Origin of the sequence: Pseudidiomarina salinarum (assembly GCF_000753715.1) — a bacterium.
Lineage (GTDB): Bacteria > Pseudomonadota > Gammaproteobacteria > Enterobacterales > Alteromonadaceae > Pseudidiomarina > Pseudidiomarina salinarum.
Map to the genome: position 1 here is coordinate 137,075 of NZ_JPER01000004.1, position 11,927 is coordinate 149,001.

At 54.9% G+C, this 11,927-nt stretch carries 10 protein-coding genes; 8 read left to right on the top strand and 2 right to left on the bottom strand.

Annotation, left to right across the window (positions count from 1 at the left end; translation table 11 throughout):
* The first annotated feature begins 73 nt into the window (after nucleotides 1-73).
* Together IDSA_RS08275 and IDSA_RS08280 are read left to right on the top strand one after the other, a co-directional pair.
* Nucleotides 74-667, top strand: a complete 594-nt coding sequence (locus IDSA_RS08275) for a LemA family protein (RefSeq protein ID WP_034775886.1) — start codon at nucleotides 74-76, stop codon at nucleotides 665-667.
* An 18-nt stretch (nucleotides 668-685) separates the two neighbouring features.
* Nucleotides 686-2,329, top strand: a complete 1,644-nt coding sequence (locus IDSA_RS08280) for a M48 family metallopeptidase (protein WP_034775888.1) — start codon at nucleotides 686-688, stop codon at nucleotides 2,327-2,329.
* Nucleotides 2,330-2,348: 19 nt separating this feature from the next.
* Here IDSA_RS08280 and IDSA_RS08285 read toward each other — a convergent pair whose 3' ends face one another.
* A complete protein-coding gene (locus tag IDSA_RS08285) occupies nucleotides 2,349-3,335 on the bottom strand; it encodes a hypothetical protein (protein ID WP_051986180.1) in 987 nt (328 codons plus the stop codon).
* Between the two features lie 62 nt (nucleotides 3,336-3,397).
* On the opposite strand from IDSA_RS08285, the gene IDSA_RS08290 reads away from it, so the two are divergent.
* From IDSA_RS08290 to IDSA_RS08305, 4 genes are all read left to right on the top strand, one after another.
* Complete coding sequence (locus IDSA_RS08290; RefSeq protein WP_051986181.1) at nucleotides 3,398-4,777, top strand: amidohydrolase family protein; 1,380 nt, start codon at nucleotides 3,398-3,400, stop codon at nucleotides 4,775-4,777.
* A gap of 75 nt (nucleotides 4,778-4,852) precedes the next feature.
* Nucleotides 4,853-5,338 carry a YajQ family cyclic di-GMP-binding protein gene (locus tag IDSA_RS08295; protein ID WP_034775889.1) on the top strand — a complete coding sequence of 162 codons (486 nt, stop codon included), beginning with the start codon at nucleotides 4,853-4,855 and terminating at the stop codon, nucleotides 5,336-5,338.
* 36 nt (nucleotides 5,339-5,374) lie between these two features.
* Nucleotides 5,375-6,289, top strand: coding sequence for a sensor domain-containing diguanylate cyclase (locus IDSA_RS08300; protein ID WP_051986182.1), 915 nt, complete (start codon nucleotides 5,375-5,377; stop codon nucleotides 6,287-6,289).
* Entirely contained in the window at nucleotides 6,286-6,930 is a 645-nt protein-coding gene (locus IDSA_RS08305) for a class I SAM-dependent methyltransferase (RefSeq protein ID WP_034775892.1), read from the top strand. The genes IDSA_RS08300 and IDSA_RS08305 overlap by 4 nt, the downstream gene beginning before the upstream one ends.
* Before the next feature lie 9 nt (nucleotides 6,931-6,939).
* Here IDSA_RS08305 and IDSA_RS08310 read toward each other — a convergent pair whose 3' ends face one another.
* Nucleotides 6,940-8,184: a permease gene (locus tag IDSA_RS08310; protein ID WP_232221284.1), complete on the bottom strand. Its 1,245-nt coding sequence runs from the start codon at nucleotides 8,182-8,184 to the stop codon at nucleotides 6,940-6,942.
* A gap of 148 nt (nucleotides 8,185-8,332) precedes the next feature.
* On the opposite strand from IDSA_RS08310, the gene IDSA_RS08315 reads away from it, so the two are divergent.
* Together IDSA_RS08315 and IDSA_RS08320 are read left to right on the top strand one after the other, a co-directional pair.
* Nucleotides 8,333-9,622 carry an anti-phage deoxyguanosine triphosphatase gene (locus IDSA_RS08315; RefSeq protein WP_034775894.1) on the top strand — a complete coding sequence of 430 codons (1,290 nt, stop codon included), beginning with the start codon at nucleotides 8,333-8,335 and terminating at the stop codon, nucleotides 9,620-9,622.
* Nucleotides 9,623-9,744: 122 nt separating this feature from the next.
* Complete coding sequence (locus IDSA_RS08320; protein WP_034775897.1) at nucleotides 9,745-11,916, top strand: TonB-dependent receptor family protein; 2,172 nt, start codon at nucleotides 9,745-9,747, stop codon at nucleotides 11,914-11,916.
* Nucleotides 11,917-11,927: the final 11 nt, after the last annotated feature.

An 11,927-nucleotide genomic window follows, 5' to 3' on the forward strand; every position in this document is an offset into this window, starting at 1 on the left:
GCTTGCTAATAAGGCGGAATCATAGCATGTTGGTTTAACAGGTGCGATACCTTAACCAGAGGAGATCCCGTTCATGTCAATCGGATGGATTATTATTATCATAGCGGTACTGGCACTGGTCTATCTGATCAGTATTTACAACAAGCTGGTGCGGTTAAAAAACCAATTTCAGAACGCTTTCGCGCAAATCGAAGTTCAGCTCAAGCGCCGCCACGATTTGATCCCGAATCTGGTGAATACCGCCAAGGCTTATTTAGCACACGAAAGCGAAACCCTTGAAGCTGTGGTGCAGGCCCGTAATCAGGCGGCTGAAGCCCTGCCCAAAGCGGCCAAAGACCCAACTAATACCCAGGCAATGGAACAATTAGGTGGCGCAGAAAGCGCACTGACCGGTGCCATGGGCCGGCTGAATGTGGTGATGGAGGCCTATCCGGATCTGAAAGCCAACACCAACATGATGCAACTGTCGGAAGAGCTCACCAGCACTGAAAACCGGGTGGCCTTCTCTCGCCAGGCCTATAACGATTCGGTGATGACGTACAACAGCTATCGTCAATCGTTCCCGCCGGTAGCAGTGGCACCATTTTTTGGTCATGGCAGTGATGCGAACCTGCTGGAATTTGAGGACAGCGCTGAAATTCAGGCCGCTCCGAAAGTGGAATTCTAAACCGGGTGGTTGCTCAGCATGGTTAATTTTTTTGAACACCAGCAGCAGGCCCGCCGCAACACCTGGTTGCTGGTTGGCCTGTTCGTGGTCGCCTTTGCGCTGATCATCATCTTCGTTACTGCGGTAGTGGCGATTGCTTTCGGCGTAGTGGATGCCAGTCAGCAGGGTGACTTCACCGCCGAGCCGGGCATGCTCAGCTGGACCGCTTTCTTTGTCGGCATAGGTATTCTGCTGGTCATGGGCATGAAATGGCTGCAACTGCGTCCCGGTGGCCATGTGGTGGCCGAAAGTCTGGGCGGCGTGCGCCTGTCGCCCGATACCCAGGATCCGGTTGAGCGCCGAGTTCAGAACGTGGTCGAAGAGATGGCTATCGCTGCCAATATGCCGGTGCCTGAGGTGTATATCCTGCCCAACGAGTCCGCTATTAATGCCTTTGCCGCCGGCTACCAGACCCGCGATGCCGTCATCGGCCTGACCAGAGGCTCAATTGAAACCTTTACCCGGGAAGAATTGCAGGCCGTAGTGGCCCATGAGTTCAGTCATATTCTGAATGGCGATATGCGACTCAACATCCGCTTAATCTCAGCGCTGGCCGGCATTCTGGTGGTCGCCCATCTGGGCCGTATGCTGCTTTATTCTGCGCACTTCGGCCGCGGCAGCCGCGATCGCAATAACGCCTTACCACTGCTGGGCATAGCGCTGATTGTGATCGGCAGTATCGGTATCCTGTTTGGCAATCTGATCAAGTCCGCCGTCAGCCGCCAGCGCGAATATCTGGCGGATGCCGCCGCGGTTCAGTTCACCCGCCATCCCGACAGCCTGGCCGGCGCACTCAAACAAATCGGCGCCCGCAATCATGATAATAACGATGGCAGTAAGGTAGAGCATAAGAATGCTGACCAGACCGCCCATCTGTTTTTTGGGCAGGCGCTGTCGCACTGGTTCAGTATGATGGCAACCCATCCGCCCCTGGAAAAACGCATCAAACGCATTCAGCCCGGCTGGAACGGTAAATTTCCCGAGCCCCGCCAGGCCTTCAGTAAAAGCGAAGAGGAACAAGTCGCCAGCAAGCCTGAGCCCAACGCCCTGTCGCGCCTGGCAGCCCTGGCACTACCGGCGCTGTTGCTCGAACAGGCTCACTCTCCTGAACAGGCCCCCAGCCTGATCAAAGACCTGTTGTTCAGCTATCTGGAAGAAGGCGCTGAGACTGACCTGAGCGCGGCGCAGATCCTGGCGCTGGTGGAAATCGCTATCCCTGCCCTGCGCCGCGCCAGCGATAGCGAGCGCACCCAGCTGTTCCGCGAGCTGGATGCCATGGGCGCGCAGCACCGGCTGTTTCCCTGGTGCCTGTATCAGCTGCTGGCCCGCCAGTTGCTGCCGCGCAATCATTTTTCGAAAAAACTCGGCGATCAGGAAGCTGCTGACACCACTATTGCCGCCCTGGAACAGGCCGAACGGGGCGATACCGTCGACCTGGATAGATTGAGCAAGGCGCTGACCACCTGCCGCAACTGGTCACCAAAAGCCAAGTCCAAACTGGTTTCGCAGTGGCTGGAAACCGTGCAGCAAGACGATATGATTTCCGCCACCGAACAAAAGCTGGTAGCCACCCTTTGCGCCTGCATCGAAGTACCCCTGCCTGACGAAATGCTGACCTCGTAATAACCGGAGGCTACCCGCACTAACGCGCGATAGCCTCCAGGATATCCTTATGCACGGCGCCGGCGGTTGCCTCAAGGCCAGCGCCAGGGCCCTCAACCGTGATAGTGCCCGCCGGGTGATCCGCCGTCCATACCTGGAAATAAGCGCGATCCGGCGCTAAGCCGGCATAGGGCGAATCCGCGCTGACCGGCTCGAGTGCCGCACTCGCTTTAACCCCGTGCTGGCCATCCGCCACTAACCTGCCGATATAACAGAATTGCGTAGCATCCGGGTAATTCGCCTGGCGCCAGTCATCAAAAGCCGCATCCAACTCTTCATCTAAAGAAGACGCCAGTACCAGGTTTTGGATGTCGGCTTCAGCCAGATCAAAATCCCAGCCCGCCTCGCGCGCCACAATCAACAGTTTTTTGGCAACATCCATGCCGCCCAGGTCAGTGCGCGGGTCAGGCTCGGTGATACCGGCCTCACTGGCTTTACGCAGCCATTCCGACAACTTATCGCCGGGCCGGTATTGTTGAAAAATCCAGGTCAGCGAGCCGGAGAAATTGCCCTCCACACGTAACACCGGGTCATTATTCGCCGTGCATTCACGCACAAGCTGAGGGATCGGCACACCAGCACCAACCGTCGCCCGGTACAACCACTGCCGGTTGTTCTCCTGCAAGGCTTGCTGCACCTCCTGATAAAAAGCGGTATCCGCCGCACCCGCATATTTATTGGCGCTAATAATATTAGCCCCGGCGCGAATCCACTCCGGGTAGCAGCGGCTTACCTTTTCCGACGCAGTCAGATCCAAAACCAACAGGGTCTGACCCTTATCATTTAATTGTTCGATGGTGCCCGTGGTCAACGGGGTGCTGGAATTGTGGGTGCTGTGGACCCGCGCGGTGGGTGGCAGGGTTGGGGCAAACTGGTCCAGCCAGCAGCTACCTACCTGGCCGACACCCACTACCAGAACTGCAAATTGCTGTCCTGCCAGCGGCTTGTATTCTGCGATAGTTCGCATTGCATTACCCCTTAGCTGCGGTTAAGTTGGTTACATGATAAACAAAAAAGACGGGAATAATCATGAAGAAACTGCTTACGGCTCTGATAACTGGCGCACTGCTCGCCTCGGCCAGTGGCGTCGCCCAGGCTGAGAAAATCGCTCTGGTTGGCGGCCGCCTGATTGACGGCACTGCCGCGCTTCCGGTCAAAGACAGTGTGGTGCTGATTGATGACGGTATTATTCAGAAAGTCGGGCAGATCGATTCACTGCCGGTTCCCGATGGTTATCGCGTGGTTTCCACCGAAGGCCACGACGTGCTACCCGGCCTTTGGGAAAACCATGCCCATATCCAGCTAACCGGCCATTCGGATTATGTCCACTGGCAGCGCGCTTATCAAGACCGTTTTGTGGATGAAATTATGCCCGCCAGCCTGGTGCAACTGCTACTTGCCGGCGTCACCAGCGTCCGCGATCTGGGTGCGCCATTGGAAGATACCCGTATTATCAAAGAACGGCTGGAAACCGGCGCTATTCCCGGCCCCAACCTATATGCCTCAGGCCCCTTCCTGCAGTATGAAGTTGATGAGTGGCAAAGCCATTACCGCTGGGCGGTGCCAACGGTAGAAGACGCCGTCCGTAAGGTCAATATGTTGGCCGATGCCGGCATGGAGATTGTTAAGCTGATTGACCAGGATGATTTGCCTCGCGAAATCGCCCAAACAATCATCGATCAGGCCCATAAGCGTGGCATGAAGGTGGTAGCCCACGCCCACAAACCTGATGAAATCCGTCTGGGCGTAGAGATGGGTGTGGATAACTTCGAACATACCGGTCTTACCACCGCTCCGGAATATCCTGAAGATGTCATGACCGCTCTGAAAGAACGCACCGCCACCGGCATCTTCGACGGGTTGCTGTTCTGGACGCCAACCGTTGAAGGCCTGTGGAGCTACGAAGAAACCATCAAGAACCCTGAGCATCTGGATGACAAGTGCTGGCATCGCGGCCTTGAGCCTGACACCATCGCTGATATTCAGCAATCGATTGAGGATCCCGGCCATCTGACCTATTCCCAGCTGGTGCCCCTGCGCAAACCGACCCTGAAGCGCAAAATTGAGCAGCTTAAAGAGTCCGGCGTAGTGCTACTAATCGGCACCGATTCTGGTATCCCGATGAAGTTTCACTGCCAGAGCACCTGGCATGAAATGGCCGTATGGGTTGATGACCTTGGCTTTGGGCCGATGGAAACCATTCGCGCCGCTACCTACTGGCCGGCGGTGATGATGGGTGTGCAGGATCGCTATGGCTCGGTCACCGAAGGTAAAGTAGCGGATATCATCGCTATCCGTGGTGACGTGCTGAAATACATGAACCTGACCCGCGATATCGACATGGTGATGAAGGACGGCGTGATCTACAAGCAGGATGGCATTGTCAACGAGGCCGCCCTGCAGCGCTAGCCGCCAAAAGTTGCGGCCTCTGTCGTTGTGGGATAGCATTTACAGCTAACTATCCCACACGCATGAGAGCTTACTATGCCTAGTTTCGATATCGCTTCAGAAGTCGATAAAGTTGAACTGAAAAACGCCGTCGATAACGCTAACCGCGAAGTAACCACCCGCTTTGATTTTCGCAACGTCGAAGCGCGCATCGAGTTAAAAGACCTCACGGTAACCCTGACTTCCGAATCGGAATTCCAGGTACGTCAGTTGCAGGATATCTTCAATAGCCATTGCGCCAAGCGGAACATCGATCTGGCCGGTACCGAAATGCCCGATGAGCCCATTCATAGCGGTAAACTCCATAGCCTGCCGATTACCTTCAAGCAGGGCATCGAGCAGCCCGTTGCGAAAAAGATCGTAAAACTCCTCAAAGATCAGAAACTCAAGGTGCAAGCCTCCATCCAGGGTGACAAAGTTCGTGTCACTGGTAAGAAAAGAGATGATCTACAGCAAGCTATTGCCGTATTAAAGCAGTCCGATATCGAACAGCCGTTGCAGTTTGAAAACTTTCGTGATTAATTATCCACCAACTTTTTAAGTACGGTGTTTATCAATATGGACTGGCACCAATTAATTAAGGACATTCCGGGCGCCATATATCAGTTCAAAAAAGAAGCTGACGGGCGCCTTAGCTTTCCCTTTATCAGCCCTATCATGACTGAATGGTTTGGGGTGCCCGCAGCGAGTGTCGCAAAAGACGCCACCGTGATCCTTAGTTTCATTCATCCTGAAGATATTGATATTGTTCTCACCCAAGGCGACGAAGCAGCAGCTCATGGTAAACCCCGTCACTTTGAATTTCGCATAAAGAAGCACGACGGCAGCTGGATATGGCTGGAAGCTTATGAACGGGGCAAGCAGCTCGCTGATGGGAGCCTAGTGCGTAGCGGCTACCTGCACGATGTGACCGAACGTCGGAAACGCAGCGATAAAATCGCGATAATGGCCCACACCGACATGCTAACCGGGCTACCTAATCGCGCCCACTTCAATGAACTTCTCGAGCATAACGTGACCCGGGCCACCCGTAAAAATCGAGCCCTGGCCGTGCTTTTCATTGATCTGGATAAGTTTAAACCGGTAAACGATACCCATGGTCACGACGTCGGTGATTTGCTCCTGATGGAGGTGGCGCGCCGGCTGTCTAGCACCTTACGTCAGGGAGACATTGCTTGCCGGGCCGGCGGCGATGAATTTATTGCCTTGCTGAATGATCTTGAGCCCCCGGAAATCGCAGAAGCTGTCGCCACAGATGTCGCTGAGCGTATCTGCGCTGAACTGGCCCGGCCATTTTTAATTAATGATTTATCACTCATGATAACCGCCAGTATTGGCGTTGCACTTTTCCCTGAGCATAGTATTAAAGGCAATATCTTAATAAGGCTTGCCGACCAGGCTATGTACCGGGCAAAAACAGAAGGCCGCAACTGCGCACGGCTTGCCGTTGATCGACAAAGCAAGAAACCATGAACTGTCCGCTGTGTAAAAACGCCGCTTCGGAGTTGTTCTACCAGCAGCCCAAAGGCCCGCTGGCTGGCCGCGAATTCAAGCGCTGCCTGGACTGTCAGCTGGTGTGGGTGCCTGCGCAATACCACCTGGATGAAGCAGCAGAAAAAGCCGTTTATGACTTACACGAAAACAACCCTGATGACCCGGGCTATCGTCGTTTTTTAAATAGAGCAGTGGCGCCGTTAGCCGAGCGTTTGCAGCCGGGCGCGAGCGGCCTGGATTTTGGTTCAGGGCCGGGGCCGACATTATCGGGAATGATGCGCGCCAGAGGCTTTGCCTGCGCTGACTACGACTACTATTACGCCAACCGCCCGGAGTTACTCAGCGAAACCTATGACTTTATCACCGCCACCGAGGTGGCTGAACACCTGAGTGCCCCCCGCAATATCATTGAACAGCTGCTTCGCTGCCTCAAACCCGGCGGCTACCTGACCATCATGACCAAGCGTTGGCGTGATCCGCAACAATTTGCGGGCTGGTCATACAAAAACGACCCCACTCATATCACTTTTTTTCACCGCGACACCATGGACTGGCTCGCCAGCCAGTACCAGCTGCGCATCGACTACATCAGCGATGATGTGGTGATCTTCACAAGCTGACAACGTCGCTTACTGCGCGCCCGACGGCACCCCGCCAGTGGTTGCGAAGGCAATAATACCGCCCACCAAGCCAAGTATAAAAATCAGCACAACCCAGTCCTGTAGCGAAAAACCGCCGCCGTCACCATGGTCATGGTCGTGCCCATGCTCGCTGTGCTGCTTATGCCGCCAGTGCAGGTAAACCATATATGCAGCCAGCGCCACGAACGCAAGGTTGAAGAAAAAGGTGTAGTCAATGGCGAACTGCTCACTCATCACGGCGCTTTGGGTCGCTTCCGGGATCAGATTAAAGGCAGCAAAGCCGAAGTGCAGGATCAGCGCGGTCGCGACAATAGATACCAGCATGATGCCGGCAATGTAAAAGGCGACGCGCCAGCCGTAGTACTTGGCATTGACGCGCACCAGCGGCGGCACCATGAGATCAGAATAGATAAAGGCCATAACCCCCGCAAAACTTACCCCTGACCCGGCCAGTACCGTGGCCAGCGGGATATTCCCCATCGAGCCAATAAAGGTCAGCGCCGCCACGAAAGGCCCGACAATGGCGTTTTGCAGCACAATCAGCAACTCCGGCAGGGTGTCTCTGTAACCGTGCAGGAACAGCGCCTTCCAGAATGCGTCCGGTACAAATACCTTCATAAACCCCGCGACGGTAAAGCCGATCAGGATTTCTTTCCAGACCATCTGCCATTCCATCACAAACTGATTACCGACCATGCGCCAGCCCTTGGCGCTGCGCATGCGCTCAAGCGGCGAAAAATCCTCTTCTTTGGGCGCATCGCCCTCGGCCTTCTCCCGGGCTTTTTTGATCCAGCCTTTGGGATAGGTGAACTTAATCAGCATGGCGCTGATGGTGATCAGTATCAGGCCGCCGATGATTTCTGCTACCAGGTACTGCCAGCCAAGAAAGATCAGGATCAGGATACCCAGCTCGATGACCAGGTTGGTCGAGGCGAACATGAAGGCCACAATGAGGATAAAGTGCGCGCCCTTAACAAAGAGCGAGCGTGCTGCCGCCAGCGCGGCAAAGGAGCAGCTGGACGAAATGGTGCCAAAAGCGGTGGACAACGCGGTACTGCGCACCGACGCCTCACCCATGTGGCGGACCAGCCGGTGCTTCGGTACAAACACCTGAATCATGGCCGAAATGGCATAACCCAGAACGAAAGCCCAACCGGCTTTCCAGAAGAAACCTAAAGCGGTTTTGGCCGCTTCACCATACATTTGCCAAAAGGTCGGATCAACGGATTCCACAGGCGCTCCTTTTCGCTAAGTTGTTCTGTTAGTTCAGAATAAGCATTAAGTCTGGTCCACAAATCCTTATTTTACAAATAACTGGAGGTTGTCAGCAGGGCGCGCCCTCCCGTACTATAGAGAACAAACCAAGCAAGGATGTCTGCCCATGAATGCCCACTGGCAAGCTCGCCGATCAGAAGCTCCGCTCAACCGGCCCGGCGACCGCCGTACCCCATGGCAACGGGATCGCGCCCGGGTATTGCATTCGGCCGCATTCCGCCGGCTGCAGTCGAAAACCCAGATCATGAACGTGGGTGAGAATGACTTTTACCGCACGCGCCTGACGCACTCGCTGGAAGCGGCACAGATCGGCTCCTCACTGATTAACCAGCTGCAACATGTGTGTGATGACACCATGAAAGCCCTGTTGCCTGATCTGAACCTGATGGAAACCCTGTGCCTGGCCCATGATATCGGCCACCCACCCTTTGGTCATGGCGGCGAAACCGCACTGAATTTTAAGATGCTCAAATCCGGCGGCTTTGAAGGCAACGGCCAGACGTTTCGTATTGTCGGTAAGCTTGAGGCCTATCACCCTGATCACGGCATGGATCTGACTCGGCGCAGCCTGCTCGGTCTGCTGAAATACCCGGTACTGATGCCACCACTACCAGCTCCCGATAACTTCGACCGGCCCGGCAGCCTGGCACAGTGGAAACCGGCCAAGGCGCTCTTTGCCTGTGACGCTGATCTGCTTGACTGGGTGCTCGAGCCCTTAAACGCGCAGGATCGTGAACTATTCCAGCAGGTAGAGCGGCTTAAAGCCAGCCCCTGGCAGCGCTCCCTGCACAAGTCGCTGGACGCCTCGCTGATGGAACTGGCCGATGATATTGCCTATGGTGTGCATGACCTGGAAGACGCCGTGGTTACTGGCACCCTGAACGAAGCACAATGGCATCAGCACCTGGGTAAGGTACTCGAGCAGCTGGATCCGGAGCTGGCGAAACTGATGCAGCAGCTCAGTGAGCAGTTGTTCGGCAGTGAACACCATCTGCGTAAAAATGCCATCGGCGCGCTGGTGAATATTTTTGTGACCACAGTACGCCTTGAACAGGTGCTGCCGGATGCCAGCGAGCCCCTGGTGCGCTACAACGCTTGTCTGCCCGACAGCGAACGCCATTTGCTGAACAGCCTCAAAGCAGTGGTGTTTGAGCATGTGATTAACCAGCCCGAAATCCAGCAGCTGCGCTATCGCAGCCAGACTATGCTGGGCGATTTATTTACTGCTTTTCATACTGAACCGCAGCGCTTGCTGCCCCGCAATACCCGGGCCCGCTGGCAGGCAGCTTATGAGCAGGAAGGCCAGGTAGGCGCCGATCGTATTTTATGCGACTACATCGCCGGCATGACGGACGATTATGCCGAACGCATGTACCGGAATCTGTTTGTGGTTTAACAGCGGCTAATCAGTATCTACCTAAATAGGAATAATTCTTATTTGTCATTGCAAATGCGAATGGTTTGCATTTATAATCCTTCCCCGAGAACAATAATCCATTAATCATTCGGGGAAAAGCTATGAACCGCTCTGTTATAGCAAGCGCCATTTCACTGGCATTGTTAAGCGTACCAGCCATTGCACAAACCACTGCGCAGCAGACTGATCAGCCAGATCGTGACCGCACCACCGCCGCCGGCCAGCTCGAAATCATCCAGATTGTCGGTAGCAAGCAAGACGCCCGCACCGTCGCCGGCTCCAGCGCCGTTATCGACGAAGAACAAATCACCATCGAAAACAGCACCGATATTAACCAGTTACTGAAAACCGTACCCGGTGTCTATGTGCGTGAAGAGGAAGGCTTTGGCCTGCGCCCTAACATTGGCATCCGCGCCGCCAGCGGCGGTCGCAGCAGCAAGGTCACCCTGCTCGAAGATGGCGTGATGATCGCCCCGGCCCCATATTCGAACCCGGCTGCATACTATTTCCCTGAAGCCTATCGCCTGCATACCCTTGAAGTGTTAAAGGGCGCGCCATTGTTGCGCTATGGGCCACAGACCACAGGCGGCGTGATCAATATGATCACCACACCTATTCCACAAGAGAATAGCGGCCAGGTCACCACCAAAATCGGTGAATACAACACCCAGGACATCCATGCCTTTTACGGCGGTCGCCACGGCGATTTCGGCTTCCTGTTTGATACCGTGCAGCGCAGCACCGACGGCTTTAAAGACATCGATCGCAGCAACCAGGATTCTGGTTTTGAGATCGAAGATTATCTGGTTAAGCTCAGCTGGACGGGTGAGCGTCAGAGCCTTCTGGCGAAGTTCCAGTACTCAGAACAGGTATCCAACGAAACCTACGCGGGCCTGACCGATACTGACTTTGCGGAAAACCCGAACCGCCGTTATGGCTTAACCGAAATTGATCAGATGGACAACCAACATAAAGGTTTCACCCTGACCTATGATGTTGACCTGACTGACACCATGACCCTGACAGCCATCGGTTATCGTAATGAATTCAAGCGCGACTGGTTCAAAGGTAGCTTCGGCTCGCTGATTAACGCCGCTAACAATGGCGATGCTAATGCACTGGCGATTTTGCACGGCCAAGAGGACGTTCAGGGCCTGGATTACAAACACAACAACCGTGCTTATGAATCCTATGGTATCGAGCTGAACTTAGGCCTAGACCTTGGCGACCACCAGCTGCAACTGGGTGCCCGCGACCATACTGACGAGATGGATCGTTTCCAGCCCGTGGAAGTTTATGATCAGGTTAACGGCAGCCTGGTATTCCAGGATGTCATTCAGCCCACTGGCGGCAATAACCGTCTCGAAGGCGCTGACGCGGTGTCACTGTGGGTTACCGATAGCTGGCAGGCGACTGCTGATCTGATGGTCAACCTGGCGGTGCGCTATGAAAACGTCGACAGCTACCGCCAGCAGTTCAGCACCGTGGATCGCTCAGTACTGGGCAGCGAACGCAGCAACAGCACCTCTGAAGTGCTACCAGGCGCGTCCTTCACCTACACCGTTGATGACAACTGGCAGCTGCTGGGTGGCGTGCACCGCGGCTTCGCACCGTTAGGTGGGGGCGCTAAGGCATCTGACGAGCCAGAAACCAGCACCAACTATGAACTGGGCGCCCGTTATCAGGCCGCCGCCCTGTTCGCTGAAGTGATTGGCTTCCGTAGTGACTTTAACAATCAGGCAGAGAGCTGTTCACTGGCTAGCCCCTGCAGCAACGGTGCTACCTCAGGCAACTTCATAACTGGCGAAGCCCTGGTACAGGGTATCGAGATGCAATTAGGCAATGCCTGGAGCTTTGGCGAGTTTGTTATTCCAGCACACCTGAACTACACCTACTCAAGCGCTGAAATCAGTGCCGACAATCCGGTTACCGGGGTGATGGATGGCGATGAACTGGCCGACATTCCGGAGCATGTGTTCAGCATGCAACTGGGCCTGAAGCACAACAGTGGCTGGGATAATCACTTTGTTGCCAAATACATGGGCGAAACCTGTGTAAGCGTAGGTTGTAACCGCAGCACCAGCGCGTTCGCAGAAACTGAGTCTCTGTTTACCCTGGATTTCATCAGCCGTTACCCGCTGACCCCGGCAGCCACAGTATTCCTGAAAGTCGACAATCTGTTTGACGAGCAAGTGATTATCTCACGCAGACCGGACGGTGCGCGGCCTAACAAACCACAAATGGTTTCGATTGGACTGGAATATAACTTCTAAGGTCTGACTCC